This window comes from Luxibacter massiliensis (assembly GCF_900604355.1).
GTDB classification, from domain to species: domain Bacteria; phylum Bacillota; class Clostridia; order Lachnospirales; family Lachnospiraceae; genus Luxibacter; species Luxibacter massiliensis.
Genome location: NZ_UWOE01000001.1, coordinates 672,690 through 688,879 on the forward strand (window position 1 = coordinate 672,690; position 16,190 = coordinate 688,879).

The following is a 16,190-nucleotide window of genomic DNA, read 5'->3' on the forward strand; positions in this document are numbered from 1 at the left end:
TATGCATACGAAAGATTCAATCCATGAGGAGATAGCGCTTCATCAGCAAATTCCTATAAGGATATTCAGGGCCCAGCATCAGACGGTAGTGCACAGCCATGATTGCCTGGAATTAAATTATGTGGAATCTGGGAGCGGCCTGTTTCTGATAGAAGAACAGGAATATGAAGTGGAACAGGGTGATTTTGTGGTTATCAATAACCTGGAGCGGCATATCATTATACCTGATAAAGGCTATGTGAGCCTTGTCACAGTATTTGATGCCAGGCTTTTACTGGGGCATGCCAATGAGCAGGAATTTCTGGCCCCATTTTTTAAAAGAAGCTCTGCTTTTTCTCATGTGGTCAGGCTGAGGGAGGAGGAGAGGCAGGGCCTGCTGTTATGCTATTACGGTATGCTCAGGGAGTACCAGACCCAGGATAAAGGCTGGGAGACCATGATTAAGGCCCAGATAACACAGTTTCTGGTGGGAGTATGCAGATATTATGAGCAGGAAGAAGGGTTAGAGGCAGGAAAGATAACTTTCAGGAAGGATTATGAAAAAATCCGGCCTGCTGTAGAGTATATCCATAACAATTTTAAAGAAAATATTACATTGGATGTCCTGGCAGCCAGGACCATGCTCAGTATTCCGCATTTCGAGGCCGTGTTTCGGGAAGTAATGAAAATGCGGCCTTTTAATTATATCCAGCAGATACGTATTGATAACTGCACGCTGCTTCTTACATCTTCTGACCTATCTGTGTCGGAGATTGCTTTTGCTTCTGGGTTTAATAATCTATCTTATTTTAACCGGCAGTTTTTAAAAGAGACTGGCATGACTCCCAGGGAATACCGGAAAAAGAAGTTGTTTTCATAGAAAGCAGTCGTACCAATGAAATAACAAGTCACCTCTAGTGCAGTATATATGAATTTTTCGGTGATTTTTGCAGTAAAAATACTAAAATGTACAAAAATCATAAAATAGTATCAGTTTTAAAAATGATTATGGCAGTTATGGCGGCAGTGCTGTGTTAGTATTTTCGTATAGCACATGGGCGGTGAGGCCGGCGGGGCGCCCAGGATGCAGGTAGAAAATACGGGATGATACAGGAGGTCATTGGAAATGGATAATCATATTTTTACACTGGGAGTACTTGGTCTTGGAGAGGGAAGGAGCATTATGTCTGCAGCGCTTACAAGTGATATGTGGAGGCTGGGGAACATATGTGATTTAAATGAAGAATTATGTAAACAAAGATGTGAAGAATTTCATTTTGATAAATATACATTAGATTATGAAGAGATGCTGAAAGATCCGGAGATTGATGTGATTGGGATCTATACCCCGGATCAGCTTCATGCAAAGCACATTATTATGGCCCTTGAGGCGGGAAAGCATGTTATCTGTACAAAACCACTTCTGGACAGCCTGGATCCGGCAATTGATTTGCTGGAGGCCCAGAAAAAAAGTGGGAAAAAAGTGTTTGTAGGGCAGAGCTCCCGCTATTTTGAGCCAATGCTCCACCAAAGAGCTGATTATGAGGCAGGGAAACATGGTGAGATTGCTATGATCGAGACTCATTATATAGGCGACCACAGATGGATGTTTACAAGGGATTGGTGCAGGAATCCTGATTTTACATGGCTGTATCAGTGCATGGTGCATTCTATTGACCTGGCCATTTGGTATCTGGGGGATGTAACTGAGGTATACGGGGTAGGCAGGACAACAGAGAATACAAAAGAGTACGGAGTCAATGTGCCAGATATGCTGGCATTTATCCTTAAGAACGGCCAGGGACTTTCGGCTGTGGTGGAAGGCGGTTATACAACCCCGGCTTTGGATACAGATGTCCAGCAGACAATTTCCTGTACAATCAGAGGGACAAAGGGAATATCCCAGGCGGGTTATCCCAGGCTGAAATATGATACCAACTTCAACGCAGAATCTGCCGGACCTGACCACTCTTCACATGAGGGGATGGAACATAAAACCTTCCAGGATAAGCATGGCTATTACTTCCGGTTTGAGGGAGAGACACACCATGCAGGAGAGTATCAGAATTATCTGGAATATTTTGCACGCTGCCTGAACCAAGGGGAGACTCCGACTCCGGATATCCGCGAAGGTGTACATACAATGGCTGTGGTAGAAGCAATGGCAGAGTCCCTGAGGACGAACCAGGTCGTAAAAGTCCAGGATATTCTGAGTAAAAGAAATATCCAGCTTTCTTAAATCTGTAAAAGGAGGAGAAGGCAAGATATGGTAAAAAGTAGTGTAAAAGTACAACGTAACTGGAAACTTATGATTTCCCTTGCGTTGAATCTCTCAGTCTTATTTGCCCTATATAACGCGGTAATTTCAGTTTTTATACCAAATCAGGTGGCTAACATTGATGCCCAGAGGGCTGCCTCTAATCTGGCGGTGGTCATGACAGTGGAAATGTTGTTCGCCATGTTTATACAGCCTATCGTAGGTGCATTGTCTGACCGTACAAGATGCAGGTTTGGAAGGAGGACCCCATGGATCGTGGGGGGAGCCGTGCTGGGTGCGGCAGGACTGTATCTAATGTCTTTTCAGACTACGATTGCAGGACTGACGGTTTTCTGGATCCTGGCGGCTGTCTCCCTCAATGCCATGAACGGGCCTTTGGTCACTACCATTGCGGACCGGTTTGCGGAGGAAGAAAGAGGGGGAGTATCTGGAGTTACAGGTGCTGCACAGACGGCGGCGGGTTCCCTTGGGATAGTCATCGCGGGGTATCTGGCAGGACGGCTTGGCATGGGATATCTGGCCTTTGCAGCCGCCATTGCCATAGCCTGCATCCTATTTTGCCTTACGAACCCAGAACCATCGTCTAAGGATATGGAGATGGAACCCTTCAATCTGAAGGAATTTATAAAAGGTTTTTGGGTGAATCCAAAAGAATACCCTGATTTTGGCTGGGCATTTTTTGCAAGGTTTTTAATGAATATCGGGTATCAGGGTGCAGTTGCGTACCAGCTTTATATTTTGAGGAATTATATAGGACTGAGCAATGCAGAATCCAACCATGTTATCGGGAGGGTGTCGGCAGTGATGATGGTGGGCCTGCTGATTTCCAGTCTTTGCTCCGGCTGGCTGTCCGATTATTTTAAGAAAAGGAAACGGTTTGTGATATTTGCAGCGGCTATTATGGCCTGCGCCCTTGTTATGCCCCTGTTAATCCCAAGCGTAACGGGTATGCTGCTTTATGCCGGGTTTATGGGATTAGGGTACGGAACCTATATTGCCGTAGATTATGCGCTTCTTATAGAAGTACTCCCAAACAGCGGGGAAAATGCAGGGAAAGATTTGGGGGTGCTGACTATCGCGCAGAATACACCTCAGGCGCTCTGTCCTCTCATCGCAGTTGCATTGCTGAACCTGACAGGGCAGAATTATGCTTCTATCTTTGTATTTGGGGTAATTGTGGTAGCGGCGTCAGCGCTGTGCATCGTCCCTATAAAATCTGTAAAATAGATAACATGACTCATATCAGGGCGTGTTTGAAAATGTGATTTTCAAGCATGCCCTGATAAATTTCTGTTAAAATTGCATAAAATTTTTATAATAAAAAAATGCAGATTGCATAAAGAAGTTTCCAAAATGCGAAATTTTATACGTGTGAAAATGAATCTGTTTATAATAGGAGACGAAATATGATATATGATGATTTTTCAGGAAGGGAGACATGGCAGATGGACATGAACTACGAATGGCCGGAAGGCTACGGCAGTCCCGAATGGTTCATTCAGGATAGATATGGATTGTTTATACATTTCGGACTGTTTTCGGCAGCGGCCAGACATGAGTGGGTAATGACACTGGAACAAATAGGCAGGGAAGGGTATAAGAAATATTTTGACCATTTTAATCCGGATCTGTTTGACGCGAAAGCCTGGGCCAGAAAGGCAAAGGAGGCAGGGTTTAAATATGCCGTACTTACAGCAAAGCATCATGAGGGGTTTGCTTTGTGGGATACACAGCTCAGCGATTATAAGATTACAAATACAGCATTTAAAAGGGACCTGATAGCTGAGTATGCGGAGGCTTTCAGGGCAGAAGGGCTGAAAGTCGGACTTTATTTTTCGCTGATCGACTGGTATCACCCGGATTTTCTGGTAGATGGATACCATCCTGAGAGAAATAATAAAGAATATATTGAGAACCATCCGGGCAATATGGAGGAGTACAGGAAGTTTATGCATGGACAGGTGAGAGAGCTTCTGACTGGTTATGGCAAAATAGACTATCTGTGGTTTGATTTTTCCTATGCGAACAGAGACTGGGGAGATTCCGTAGGAAAAGGCAGACAAGACTGGGGATCTGAAGAGCTCGAAAAGATGATTCTTTCCCTGCAGCCAGATATTATCCTGAACGACCGCCTTGACCTTGGCAGAGGGGTCGGGACCCCGGAACAGTACCAAAGAAATGCGAGGATGGAAAGCGGCAAGAAGCAGCTTGTCTGGGAGGCATGCCAGACTCTCAATGGAAGCTGGGGGTATGACCGTGATAACCTGGACTGGAAATCACCAGAGATGGTGACAAAACTATTGATAGATACGGTGTCCAAAGGAGGCAACCTGCTTTTGAATATCGGGCCCAATGCCCGGGGAGAGTGGGATGAAAGGACAGAAGATGTACTGGGGCAGGTCAGCAGATGGATGAGGCTGCATTCAAAGGCAATTTATAACTGTGGCCCGAGTGAATATGAGGCGCCTGCTGACGCAAGATTTACACAGAATGGGAACCGCCTTTATCTCCACCTCTTTTCCTGGCCATACCGCACGCTCTTGATTGAAAAGCTGGGAGGAAAGGTAGAGTATGCACGACTGCTGAATGACAGTTCTGAAATTAAATATATTCAGGATGAGGGACTTTCAGGCAAGAGAAAATCCCATAAAGACCTGAATGCAGAGGTGACGGAGATTCATATCAAGGATAAGTTCGATGACAATGCCCTGCTTGTCACATTGCCTGTCCAAAGGCCGAATGTACTTGTCCCCGTGATTGAATTTATTTTAAAGGACTAGAGGAGGAAGAAGTATGTATTATATCCTTGCTTCACATGGAGAATATGCAAAGGCTTGTAAAAAGAGCTGTGAAATGATTACAGGAGATGCGCCGCAGTTTTATGTTGTCACCTTTACAGAGGACATGACAAAGGAATCTGTAGAGCAGGCTTACAAAAAAATCTTGGAGGAACATGGCGCCGGTGAATGCCAGGCAATCATCACAGACGTACCAGGAGGGACTCCTTACAACGCCGCTGCGCCAGTGATTCATGAAAATAAAAATATTGCCCTTGTATCGGGCCTTTGCTTAGGTATGCTGATTGCGCTGAATACGGGAGATACTCTGGCCAGCGCCATGGAACAGGCAAAGGAAACAATTATTGGAGAGGGCATAAAGACAGATGCAGCAAAAGCAAAGGAAGAAAAAAAGGCTGTATCCTCAGAACCAGTAGAAAACAACGGAATCGTGAACTTTAGGCTGGATGAACGTCTGATCCATGGGCAGGTGGCCACCTACTGGACACGTACTCTTGGGGCAACCAGAATTATGGTGGTTGGAGATGAGATTGTCAAGGACGAAATCGCAAAAGATGCTTTGAAGGCTGCGGTGCCGGCAGGGCTCAAACTAAGCGTCCTGACAGTGGAAAATGCTGCAAAAAGACTGAATGAAGGCATTTATGCGGGACAGAGAGTCTTTTTGATTGTAAACAGCCCCGATTCGATCGTAAGACTTTTAGATTACGGCGTGAAGGTAAAAGAAGTAAATATAGGCAACATGGGACTGAAAGACGGCAGAAAGCAAGTGAAAAAGTCGGTGTACTGCACAGATGAGGAAATACAGACACTCCTGTCTGCTGAGAAAAAGGGAGTCACCGTTTTCGCACAGATGGTGCCTAATGATGAAAAGAAAAGATTTGCATCTTATATAAATGCATAAAGGAGGAACAAGGGAATGGAAATTCAAATGTGGCAAATTATTGCATTGACAGCATTGGCATTCTTTGCAATTTGTGAAAACTTATCTACATCAGTACTGGTAAACCATCCTGTATTTATTGGGACGATTGCCGGGATTATCATGGGAGACATGAAAATGGGCCTGGCTGTTGGAGCAACATTGCAGCTTATGATCCTGGGGGTCGGCACATACGGCGGATCTTCTATGCCAGATTATATGACAGGGTCTATCATTGGTACAGCATTTGCAGTGGCTTCTGGAAAAGGAATGGATTTTGGTATCGGCTTGGCTGTCCCGGTAGGACTTTTGATGGTCCAGCTGGATGTCCTGGCAAGATTCTGTAATGTATTCTTTGCGAAAAGAGTGGAAGCTGCAGTAGAGAGAATGGATTTTAAAGGGATTGCCAGAAATACATGGCTGGGTTCTCTTTCCTGGGGACTTTCCAGGGCGCTTCCGGTATTCCTGATGCTGATTTTCGGACAAAATCTTGTCAATATTATTGTGGAATATATGCCGGACTGGCTGATGGGCGGCCTGACAGTGGCAGGCGGACTTCTCCCGGCAGTGGGTATTGCTATCCTGCTTAGATATCTTCCGGTCAAAAGTTATATATCTTATCTGTTAATCGGATTCTTTGCAGCCGCATACTTGAGCGTCCCTATGGTAGGCGTGGCAATTTTAGGCGCGGCAATGGCAGTTTTAGCATTTAAGCAATATCTGGAGAAAAATCAGAAAGTAGCTGTGGTAAATACAGAAGCAGTTCAGGAGGGATTGTTAGATGGAGAATTTGAAGACTAATCAGGAAAAGATTACACAACAGGACATTAAGAGAGTCAGCAAGAGATGGATCATGGCATCTCAGATTACCTGGAATTATGAGAAAATGATGGGCATTGGCTACCTGTATGCCATGCTCCCGATCTTGAGGAAATTATATAAGAAGTCAGACGATTTAAAAGAAATGATGAAAAACCATATGCAGTTCTTTAACACTACACCTCATATGGGCGGATTGATTCTTGGAATCGATATTGCGACGGAAGAATCTGGCGGTAAGGATGTAAAGGAAGCTGTCAATGGTATCAAGACAGGTTTGATGGGCCCCTTTGCTGGTGTGGGCGACACAATTTTTGGTGTACTGCTTCCTACAATTTTTGGATCTATTGCTGCTTATATGGGGCAGAATGGAAATGTAACTGGAGTGATTATCTGGCTGATAGTAAACCTTGCAGTTTTGCTGCTCCGTTATCTTTCAACTGGAATCGGCTATAAAGAAGGTACGAAGCTGGTCACATCCGCTAAGGATAAACTGGATGCGCTGACCCATGCAGCAACACTGCTTGGTATTACAGTTGTGGGCGCCTTGATCCCTACAGTTGTTAAGGCGAATATAGCTGCTAATTTCAAATCCGGTGACGTAACTTTGAAAGGTCAGGAAATCTTGGATCAGATTATGCCAAGCCTGGTGCCTGTCCTTGTAGTTGTTGGAATCTACCTGTTGTTAGGTAAGAAGAAAATGACATCCACAAAAGCAGTTTTGATTATTATGGCAGCATCCATTATCTTCTACGCAATAGGATTTTTAGGATAATATTCAGGATAAAAATGTGATACTGATAAAGGAGGGCATATGGGATTAGAATTTTTTGATAAGGCAAAAGAGATAATGGAGAAATTGGAGGAGACCCAGGGAGAGCATATCCATGAAGCGGCAGGTTTAATCTCTGAGTCCATTAGGAACGGCGGTATTTTGCAGGCATTTGGCAGCGGCCATTCCTATGCAGGGGCCATCGAGGTGTGCGGAAGGGCCGGAGGGCTGATTCCAAGCAAGGTGATTAAGGACAAGGCAGAGGGAATGTATGAGAGTGTGGAAGGCAATGCCCCCATTCTGATGCGTACAGTAGATATTCAGCCTAATGACATCATTATATTGATCTCAAATTCAGGGAGAAACCCTATGTCCATAGAAATGGCTGATTATATTAAGAAAAAGGGAAACAAGCTGATTGTTGTGACGGCCCTGGAAGTATCCAAAAATTCTACGTCCAGGCATTCCTCAGGAAAATTGCTCTATGAGTTTGCAGATGTTGTCCTGGATAACCAGTCAATGTTTGGGGACGCTGCCCTTGAGATAGAGGGGCTGGATACACGTGTATGCGGGACTTCTTCTTTCAGCACCTGCCTGCTTTTACAGCAGACAATTTATGAGGCTGTGAAGGATATGGTGGAAAAAGGGTACGAACCGCCGGTATATAAAAGTGCAAATATTGACGGTGGAAGAGAGTTCAATAATATCCTGGAGCAAAAATATGGGGATAGGATTTGGCATATCTAAATGAAGAGGGAAGGGTGTTGTGAAATACTTATTTCTTCAAAGCAGGATACTGGATTTGGGAGCTGCAGGCTTTTAAACTCCCAAATCTGGCATACGCCTGCCAGGAGAAAATGATTTTGCAGCACCCTCTTTTTCCTCATTTTTAGGGTTGCCCCAGTTGAGGAGGCCTTGTATGATAAGGGTAACTCTGTATCATGCTGCAAAAGGATGTATCGCTAGGCGCTAGTAAGGGCAGGCTATAGAGAATAAGGCAGAAGGAGGTTTTACTATGAAACTGTTGAAAAATAAGAGGATTTATACAGGGGAACGTGTCATCTCTGACGGCTATATCCGTTTTGGCAGGGAGATAGCGGAAGTAGGAGAGATGAGGGAATTTACGGCAAGGGAAGAGGACCAGGAGATTGTGTCTGACGGGACAATTTTGATTCCAGGATTTATTGATGTGCACAGCCATGGCGGATATGGAATGGACAGCATGGATGCCAGTCCAGAAGAGATCAGCGGCATGGTGAATAAAATGGCCAGGAATGAAGGGATTACTACGTACTTCTGTACAACAATGACACAGACTTATGCTAATATTGAGAGGGCCATGGAGAATATTGGCGCCGCCGCAAGGATGAATCCTATTATACAGGGAATCCATGTCGAAGGGCCTTTTATTTCTGAGGTCTTTAAGGGGGCACAGGATTCTTCTTACATCAAAAAGCCGGATGAGAAGGCTTTAGAGAAATGGAATGAGCTAAGCGGTGGCCTGATACGGCTCGTCACCTACGCCCCGGAGGAGGCAGATGCTGCGTTCGAACAGTGGTGCAAGGAACATGCAGTTGTACTGAGCGCCGGGCATTCAAATGCAGTCTATCAGGAGCTGGAACACAGCCAGGCCAGCCATGTCACACATTTATATAATGCGCAGAGGGGATTAAAGCACAGAGAGCCAGGTGTGACAGGGTTTGGGATGCTGATGCCTCAGGTTAAAGCAGAAATAATTTGTGATGGTATCCATATAGTTCCTGAGATGGTGAAGCTGGCGTACCGGGTACGGGGAAGTGAAGGGATTGAACTAATTACAGATTCCATGCGTGCCAAAGGGATGCCGGAGGGTTTAAGTGAGCTTGGAGGGCAGAAAGTATATGTGAAAGATGGGACGGCCCGGCTTGAGGATGGCACCATTGCGGGCAGCGTGCTGACCTTTGATAAGGCTTTTAGAAATATGATGGAATTTACTGGCGCAGCGCCGGAGGAGGCAGTCAGGATGAGTTCCGTAAATCAGGCCCGGGAATTTGGGTTGAAGAAAAAAGGCGGATTGGAAGAAGGTATGGATGCGGATATTTTAGTGATGGATGCAGAATTTGGCCTTATGCAGACAATCAGTCTGGGGAGCCTGGCATAATCATTTAGCGGTAACTGCCCTGCAGTTTGTATCACTGGGAGGGAGACGCAAAAAATCCTAGGAGGTTTATATACTGAGGCGGCAGGAACAGAAGGAAAAAATGGAAAAGTACTGGCCCTTTCATATAGGGCAGAGGAGAGAAAGTATGGATAAATATGTATTAGAAGCGTGTACAGACTGTGTAGAATCTGCCATTGCGGCACAGGAGGGAGGGGCAGACAGAATAGAACTGTGCAGTAATTTGGTAATTGGCGGGGTGACGCCGGGAAGCGCATTGTTTAAGCTGGTAAAAAAATATACAGATATAGATATACGTGTGCTGCTCAGGCCCCGGTATGGAGATTATTGTTATAACTCATACGAGTTTGAACAGTTAAAAGAGGAAGTGCAGATGTACCGGGAGTATGGGGCAAAAGGTGTGGTAATCGGGATGCTGAATCCAGACGGAACTCTAGATACAGGCAGAATGGCAGAGCTTATAAAGGCCGCAGATGGGATTGATGTGGCCCTCCACCGTGCATTTGATGTGTGTGTAGATCCAATGGAGGCCATGGAACAGGCAGCCAGCCTGGGAATGAAAACGATACTCACAGGCGGCCAGTGCGGCACGGCTTGGGAGGGAAGGGATTTGCTTGCCAGCCTGGAGAAAAAAAGCAGGGGAAGGATAGAAATACTGGCAGCAGGAGGGATAGGGGCAGGGCCCATAGAAAAATTAGTTCCGTTCACAGGGATTACCTCCTACCATATGTCTGGGAAAATAGAAGTAGACAGTGCCCTTAAATATAGAAAAGAGGGTGCAAGCATGGGACTTCCAGAAAGGGATGAGTATATTATATGGAAAACATCCCGGGAAAAGATCAGGGAGGCCAGGGAGATACTGGAAAAGCAGGCGGCAGCTTTATAAGATGTAAAATGAAAGATATGTGCTATGAATTAGAAAATCAATATATTTTAGGAATAGAAAAGTGCATATTGAAGAGAGAATATCTGAAGAAAAAAGCTGAAGAAAAAATCATAAAAAAGTATTGACATTCTTAGACACATATAGTATAGTATTTATTGTTCCGGTCAGGAAATAAATACTATATGCGATAGTGGCTCAGTTGGTAGAGTACGACCTTGCCAAGGTCGGGGTCGCGGGTTCGAATCCCGTCTATCGCTCTTTTGGAGGAAGGAGCTGTCGCACTAATTAGTGCGGCAGCACTTTTTATTACAAAGACTAAGAGCCAGGTCTATGCAAGGCCTGGCTCTTAGTGTAAAATTTATTTATGCGACTAAATAAAATCTTACAGAAAGATTATACTCTATCTTCTCTGTATTATCAAATCAAACTTCCGCTGGATGTGGAGATTTTGATTCCAGCAGATGATCCGGTCCGCCTTCTGAGTGCATTTGTGGAGGGAATGGAACTCAGCGATCTTTATCAGACTTATGGAAAGATAAAGAAAAATCAGGCGACACCGAAGCAGCTGTTTAAGATCATGGTCTACGCCAGCATGAACCGAATCTATTCCAGCCGGGATATCGAAACCGCATGCCGCAGAGATATCAATTTCATGTATCTTTTGGAGGGAAAACCCGTACCTGATCACGCAACCTTTGCCCGTTTTATTTCTCTTCATTTCGCACAATGCTCAAAAAACATATTAGCCGATGTAACGGAATTCTTATATTCCCTTGGAGAAATCTCAGGAAAAAGTATCTTTATTGATGGGACAAAAATCGAATCCGTCGCGAACAAATATACTTTTGTCTGGAGAAAGGCTGTTACGAAAAATCAGGCAAAACTTTTGGATAAAATCCTTGTCCTCGTAGAAGAATGTGAAACTCTTTACGGATTCAGAATTGTTCATAATGGGAACGTTTCCCTTCACACTTTAAAAAGACTGCGTAAAAAACTTTACAGGATCAAGCAGGAGGAGGGGATTCTCTTTTCTTATGGATCCGGACGACGAAAAACTCGCCTTCAGAAATCATTAGAAACCCTGGAAAGTTACATAGCAAAACTGAAAGAATACAACCAAAAGCTCCATATCTGTGGAGAGCGCAACAGTTATTCCAAAACCGATCCAGATGCGACTTTTATGCGGATGAAGGAAGATGCGATGCTCAACGGGCAGCTCAAACCAGCGTATAATCTTCAGCATGGAGTGGATTCAGAATACATCACATGGCTGGATATCAGTGCACGGCCTACAGATACAAGAACACTGATCCCGTTTTTGAAAGATATGGAATGCTACCTTCCGTTTAAATATCAGGAGATTGTAGCGGATGCAGGATATGAAAGTGAAGAAAACTATCTGTTTTTGGAAGAGAATGGTCAGCTATCCTATATCAAACCGCAAAACTATGAGATTTCCAAAACCCGAAAATATCGGAAGAATATCGGACGTATGGAAAACATGGAGTATGATAAGGAAGCGGACTGTTATTACTGCAAAAATGGACAGGCGCTGACAGCCCAGTATGAGAAGAAAGAAAAGACAGCCAGCGGTTACCGGAGAACGGTTACCGTATATCGGAGCAGCAACTGCAGTGGATGTCCTTACAAAACCGAATGTATAAAGGGGAATAACTGTAAAACGCCAATGAAAGACCGCCAGAAAGTACTGTATGTTTCGAAAAAAATGAAAGAGAAACGCCGGGAGACACTGGAACGGATCACCAGTGATTACGGGACCCAGCTACGGATGAACCGAAGCATCCAGGCGGAAGGAAGTTTTGCAAACATCAAAGAGGATATGGGATTCAGACGATATCTGTATCGTGGGAAGGCAAATGTAACCGCCCAGAGTATCCTGTTGGCAATTGGATATAACATGAATAAACTTCACCATAAAATCCAGGGGGAAAGGACAGGTCAGCATTTATTTCCGCTCAAAGAACACGCCTGATTTTGACAGGTCAAAAGTAAATCCAGAAAATGAACCTTTTTCCAGAAAAGGTCTATTAAAGTTTGCCTTTTTTATAGGAAGAATGAAATACGAGAACAATTTAGTATAAAAAAGGCAAAAAGATGCTGCCGCATCTATGATTTATTAATCATTGATGCGACAGCACCTTTTTTATCTGCTAAAAATACATTCCAGATGCCAGCTCAATAGAGGCTGCATGACAGTATAGCAGGAGGCTGCTCACAGAAAGGATATATTTATAATGGATGACAGAGTAAAAAAGAAAACAGTTGAAGGCTTAAACCGGCATATCTCCCATTCCGGGATATATATAAATTTTGAGTTTAGGAATATCCGTCCAGATGAGGCAGGGCAGGCTGCTGAGATAGAGAGGATCTGCTTTCCTCCCAGCCAGGCATGTTCAAAGAAAATGATGTTGGAGAGGGCAAAAAAGGCGCCGGAATTATTTTTGTGTGCAATTCACAGAGGCACGGGGCAAATGGCTGGGTTTCTCAATGGACTCTCTACAGATGAACATGCTTTCCGTGATGAGTTTTTTATAGATGCAGGCCTTCACAACCCAAATGGAAAAAATATTATGCTGCTTGGCCTGGATGTGCTTCCAGAGTACCGTATGCAGGGACTGGCCAGGGAACTGGTATGCCAGTACATCTGCAGAGAGAGGGAAAAAGGCAGGCATATGCTGCTGCTTACATGCCTTCCATCTAAGATACAGATGTATGAGAAAATGGGGTTTTATGACAGAGGCGTTGCTGACTCTGACTGGGGAGGCAGCCAGTGGCATGAAATGAGCTGTATATTGAATATGTAGAGGCTGGATTTATTGCCCGCTGTCCTTTTGTGGATAACAAGAAAAGGACAACGTAATTTTTAGGCGCCCGCTGTCCAGGCTTGCAGAGACGCCCCCTCCCATTTTTTCCATGAGCTGTTTTACGATGGATAATCCCAGGCCGGAACCATTTCCATGGCGGGATGTATCTGCTTTATAAAAACGGTCAAAAAGCCGGAGCGTATCTATGTTAGAGCGGTCAGGAACTGGATTGGCAAAGGTCAGGCTGTATCCTTGCTGTGTAATGGATATCGTGTCTTTTCCATAGTGAAGTGCGTTTTTAAGAAGATTGGAGAAGATTCTCCTGAGCGCTTCGTCATTTCCGGTTATCGTAAGTCCTTCCTGGGGGAATTCTAATTCCAGGGCGAATCCCGCAGACTCAATGCGGTCATAGTAAGCGGCAAGCTGCCCGCACAATGCCTGATATGGCTGTGCGGGTTTTAAATCCAGCGTGTATTCCGCCTGGGTCAGTTTTGTGTATAAGAAAAGTTCTTCTAAAAGGGATTCCAGGTCTTTCAGCCTTTTCTGGATGATTTCCATATAATGGTCAGCCTGTTTTTTGTCACTGGTGCTTAAGGCTAGTTCAAGATAACCAGAAGCACCAGTGAGCGGAGTGCGGATATCATGTGATATACAGGAGATAGTATATTTTAGGTTTTTCCCTTCCATTTGTTGGCGGATACATGTTTTTTGCTCTCTGGAAAGTCTTGTATTAAAGGCGCGGCATAAGCTCTGCATACATGGCGTGCGAACGCTGGAGGTCAGCCGCAGGTTACTTCCCCCTTCTGTCTGTTCCAGGTCTTTTGCCCACCTGTTTATCTGTAGATGTATCCTCACAAGATAAATTGAGCATATCAGAAAAAGCAATATCACAGCCAGAAATGGAATTGTCATAAGAACCTCCTATATATCTTTTTTATGAATAATGAATATGGATAAAAACAACCAGAATATAAGCCAGATTATCCCTATTACTATGCATAGGGTGAATTTCTCCTGGGTGACAGGAAAGATGATATCCTGCACACAGCCATACAGAGTATAATCAAAAAAGTTATATACATTTATGCGCAGAGCTGTCAGGATAGCATCCACGGCAGTCAGGACTGTACCGCTTCCGAGCAGCAGGGCTGATGCGATGCAGGCGGCCTTATTTCTCAGCAGTACAGACAGGACTGTGAGCATTGCCGCGTAGGCGCCCCCGAGTATCCAATAGATTAAAATAAATTTTACATAATCCTCGGCAGGTGCCTCCTTAAATGTCAGGCCCATGGCTTGGCATGCCAGGAGAAAAATACCTGTAAGCGCTGTGATATAGAGCAGGGATACAGTCTGTATTGCAACCCATTTGCTGAGGATATAACTCCACCTTGAGGCTCTGATGGCAAAAATATTTTTGGCAAAACCACTGTCAAAGTCTGTGCAGATCCATAGTGATAAGAGGGATGATATAACAACAAAGAATATACCCCCGCGGAATATGGTGGAAGAGAATGCATCCGTGTAAGTAATATTAAAGAGGCTTTCTACAGCCGCATCCTCATTGACATTGATAGCCACGCCCTGGCCCTGGGCGGCTGTACGGAGCTGAGGATCTGCAACAACCTTTAAAAGCAGCACACATATTATGATAGTGGCAAGCAGGGCGAGAAAGCATATATAGGTGGATTTGCTTTTGATGATTCTCCTGAAATCCATGCGGAGTAAATCAGTCATTGTCATCACCTCCCATCAGCTTTAGGAAGTAGGACTCCAGATCCTGGTGGCGATAGTACACTTCTCCTACGGCCACCTGATTTTCAGCAAATACGCTGTTTAGGAACTGAGGCTCACAGGGGGCATAGATACGGATTTCCCCATCAGGCCGAACTTCGTAATCTGTGAGGTTCATTTTTTCTTCCAGCAGGACGGAAGCGGCCTTAGCGTCTTCGACCTTTGCAACCAGGCAGCTCTGGCATTTTTGTTCTAATTCTTCGGAACGGATCTGCTGGATCATCTGCCCGTCTTTTATGATACCGTAGCGTGTGGCGATCTTGCTTAATTCTCCCAGGATATGGGAGCTTATAATGATAGTGATATCCTGCTCCTCATTCAGATGCAAGAGCATCCGGCGGATTTCCTGTATTCCCTCGGGATCCAGGCCGTTGATAGGTTCATCCAGTATAAGAAGGTCAGGGGTTCCAAGCAGCGCCATGGCAATCCCAAGCCTCTGCTTCATGCCCATGGAAAATTGCTTTGTCTTTTTACTCCCTGCATCTTCTAACCCGGTAAAGGACAACAACTCTTTTACTCTTTGTTCAGCATCCACGATCCCTAAGCACCGGGCCTTTAGCATTAAATTCTCTTTTGCGCAGAAACCAGGGTAGATCCCGGCATTTTCGATGAGCATGCCGGTTCTGCGGCGGGCGGTATCATTTGTTACTGGTTTTCCAAAGAGGCGGATTTCCCCTTCAGAGGGAGCGGCAAGGCCGCATATCATTTTTAGAGTAGTGGATTTCCCGGCTCCGTTTCTTCCAATAAATCCGAAAATATCTCCTTTTTCTACTGTCATATTTAAATGGCTTACAGCTCTTTTCTTTTTGTAAACCTTGGAGACATTAGACAGCTCTGCTATGTTCATAATCAGTATATCCTCCTTCTGGCCCCAAAGGAAAGTTTTTTTGTATTCCTTTGTCTAGGCTGTATTTATTATCCCGCACAAGGTTCCAGAAATCGCAAAGAAAAGTTTAAGAAACTGT

General features: G+C 44.6%; 15 protein-coding genes and 1 tRNA gene. 13 read left to right on the top strand and 3 right to left on the bottom strand.

Translation table 11 applies throughout. From position 1 onward, the window contains the following. Position 1: 1 nt before the first annotated feature. From EFA47_RS03325 to EFA47_RS03385, 13 genes are all read left to right on the top strand, one after another. Positions 2 to 859 carry an AraC family transcriptional regulator gene (locus tag EFA47_RS03325; RefSeq protein WP_122642003.1) on the top strand — a complete coding sequence of 286 codons (858 nt, stop codon included), beginning with the start codon at positions 2 to 4 and terminating at the stop codon, positions 857 to 859. Between the two features lie 246 nt (positions 860 to 1,105). Further along, positions 1,106 to 2,218: a Gfo/Idh/MocA family protein gene (locus tag EFA47_RS03330; protein ID WP_122642004.1), complete on the top strand. Its 1,113-nt coding sequence runs from the start codon at positions 1,106 to 1,108 to the stop codon at positions 2,216 to 2,218. A 27-nt stretch (positions 2,219 to 2,245) separates the two neighbouring features. Then, positions 2,246 to 3,484 (top strand): MFS transporter, encoded by a 1,239-nt coding sequence (locus EFA47_RS03335; protein ID WP_122642005.1) that lies wholly within the window; start codon positions 2,246 to 2,248, stop codon positions 3,482 to 3,484. Between the two features lie 179 nt (positions 3,485 to 3,663). Further along, positions 3,664 to 5,037 (top strand): alpha-L-fucosidase, encoded by a 1,374-nt coding sequence (locus tag EFA47_RS03340; RefSeq protein WP_235853199.1) that lies wholly within the window; start codon positions 3,664 to 3,666, stop codon positions 5,035 to 5,037. A 13-nt stretch (positions 5,038 to 5,050) separates the two neighbouring features. Further along, the gene (locus EFA47_RS03345; RefSeq protein WP_122642006.1) at positions 5,051 to 5,956 is read left to right on the top strand and encodes a PTS mannose/fructose/sorbose transporter subunit IIAB; all 906 of its coding nucleotides are present in this window, start codon (positions 5,051 to 5,053) and stop codon (positions 5,954 to 5,956) included. Between the two features lie 15 nt (positions 5,957 to 5,971). After that, on the top strand, positions 5,972 to 6,775 hold the full coding sequence (locus EFA47_RS03350; RefSeq protein WP_122642007.1) for a PTS mannose/fructose/sorbose/N-acetylgalactosamine transporter subunit IIC: 804 nt from the start codon (positions 5,972 to 5,974) through the stop codon (positions 6,773 to 6,775). Further along, a complete protein-coding gene (locus tag EFA47_RS03355; RefSeq protein WP_122642008.1) occupies positions 6,756 to 7,568 on the top strand; it encodes a PTS system mannose/fructose/sorbose family transporter subunit IID in 813 nt (270 codons plus the stop codon). The genes EFA47_RS03350 and EFA47_RS03355 overlap by 20 nt, the downstream gene beginning before the upstream one ends. Before the next feature lie 39 nt (positions 7,569 to 7,607). Further along, on the top strand, positions 7,608 to 8,312 hold the full coding sequence (locus tag EFA47_RS03360; RefSeq protein WP_122642009.1) for an SIS domain-containing protein: 705 nt from the start codon (positions 7,608 to 7,610) through the stop codon (positions 8,310 to 8,312). Positions 8,313 to 8,580: 268 nt separating this feature from the next. Then, complete coding sequence (gene nagA, locus EFA47_RS03365; RefSeq protein WP_122642010.1) at positions 8,581 to 9,705, top strand: N-acetylglucosamine-6-phosphate deacetylase; 1,125 nt, start codon at positions 8,581 to 8,583, stop codon at positions 9,703 to 9,705. A gap of 145 nt (positions 9,706 to 9,850) precedes the next feature. Then, the gene (locus tag EFA47_RS03370; RefSeq protein ID WP_122644393.1) at positions 9,851 to 10,609 is read left to right on the top strand and encodes a copper homeostasis protein CutC; all 759 of its coding nucleotides are present in this window, start codon (positions 9,851 to 9,853) and stop codon (positions 10,607 to 10,609) included. Between the two features lie 184 nt (positions 10,610 to 10,793). Next, positions 10,794 to 10,866 (top strand) — tRNA-Gly (locus tag EFA47_RS03375). Between the two features lie 107 nt (positions 10,867 to 10,973). Then, on the top strand, positions 10,974 to 12,602 hold the full coding sequence (locus EFA47_RS03380) for an IS1182 family transposase (protein ID WP_122641496.1): 1,629 nt from the start codon (positions 10,974 to 10,976) through the stop codon (positions 12,600 to 12,602). A gap of 262 nt (positions 12,603 to 12,864) precedes the next feature. Beyond that, the gene (locus EFA47_RS03385; RefSeq protein WP_178043401.1) at positions 12,865 to 13,434 is read left to right on the top strand and encodes a GNAT family N-acetyltransferase; all 570 of its coding nucleotides are present in this window, start codon (positions 12,865 to 12,867) and stop codon (positions 13,432 to 13,434) included. 9 nt (positions 13,435 to 13,443) lie between these two features. Here the strand turns inward: EFA47_RS03385 and EFA47_RS03390 are convergent, their stop codons facing one another. From EFA47_RS03390 to EFA47_RS03400, 3 genes are read right to left on the bottom strand one after another with little or no spacing between them, the layout of a single operon-like run. Continuing rightward, positions 13,444 to 14,346: a sensor histidine kinase gene (locus EFA47_RS03390; protein WP_122642011.1), complete on the bottom strand. Its 903-nt coding sequence runs from the start codon at positions 14,344 to 14,346 to the stop codon at positions 13,444 to 13,446. A 9-nt stretch (positions 14,347 to 14,355) separates the two neighbouring features. Beyond that, a complete protein-coding gene (locus EFA47_RS03395) occupies positions 14,356 to 15,168 on the bottom strand; it encodes an ABC-2 transporter permease (RefSeq protein ID WP_164689911.1) in 813 nt (270 codons plus the stop codon). After that, positions 15,161 to 16,072: an ABC transporter ATP-binding protein gene (locus EFA47_RS03400; protein ID WP_122642013.1), complete on the bottom strand. Its 912-nt coding sequence runs from the start codon at positions 16,070 to 16,072 to the stop codon at positions 15,161 to 15,163. The genes EFA47_RS03395 and EFA47_RS03400 overlap by 8 nt, the downstream gene beginning before the upstream one ends. Between the last annotated feature and the right edge of the window lie 118 nt (positions 16,073 to 16,190).

Coding starts and splice junctions, on each gene's coding strand:
- EFA47_RS03325 (WP_122642003.1), top strand. CDS start 2: ATGCATACGAAAGATTCAATCCATGAGGAGATAGCGCTTCATCAGCAA.
- EFA47_RS03330 (WP_122642004.1), top strand. CDS start 1,106: ATGGATAATCATATTTTTACACTGGGAGTACTTGGTCTTGGAGAGGGA.
- EFA47_RS03335 (WP_122642005.1), top strand. CDS start 2,246: ATGGTAAAAAGTAGTGTAAAAGTACAACGTAACTGGAAACTTATGATT.
- EFA47_RS03340 (WP_235853199.1), top strand. CDS start 3,664: ATGATATATGATGATTTTTCAGGAAGGGAGACATGGCAGATGGACATG.
- EFA47_RS03345 (WP_122642006.1), top strand. CDS start 5,051: ATGTATTATATCCTTGCTTCACATGGAGAATATGCAAAGGCTTGTAAA.
- EFA47_RS03350 (WP_122642007.1), top strand. CDS start 5,972: ATGGAAATTCAAATGTGGCAAATTATTGCATTGACAGCATTGGCATTC.
- EFA47_RS03355 (WP_122642008.1), top strand. CDS start 6,756: ATGGAGAATTTGAAGACTAATCAGGAAAAGATTACACAACAGGACATT.
- EFA47_RS03360 (WP_122642009.1), top strand. CDS start 7,608: ATGGGATTAGAATTTTTTGATAAGGCAAAAGAGATAATGGAGAAATTG.
- nagA (WP_122642010.1), top strand. CDS start 8,581: ATGAAACTGTTGAAAAATAAGAGGATTTATACAGGGGAACGTGTCATC.
- EFA47_RS03370 (WP_122644393.1), top strand. CDS start 9,851: ATGGATAAATATGTATTAGAAGCGTGTACAGACTGTGTAGAATCTGCC.
- EFA47_RS03380 (WP_122641496.1), top strand. CDS start 10,974: ATGCGACTAAATAAAATCTTACAGAAAGATTATACTCTATCTTCTCTG.
- EFA47_RS03385 (WP_178043401.1), top strand. CDS start 12,865: ATGGATGACAGAGTAAAAAAGAAAACAGTTGAAGGCTTAAACCGGCAT.
- EFA47_RS03390 (WP_122642011.1), bottom strand. CDS start 14,346: ATGACAATTCCATTTCTGGCTGTGATATTGCTTTTTCTGATATGCTCA.
- EFA47_RS03395 (WP_164689911.1), bottom strand. CDS start 15,168: ATGACTGATTTACTCCGCATGGATTTCAGGAGAATCATCAAAAGCAAA.
- EFA47_RS03400 (WP_122642013.1), bottom strand. CDS start 16,072: ATGAACATAGCAGAGCTGTCTAATGTCTCCAAGGTTTACAAAAAGAAA.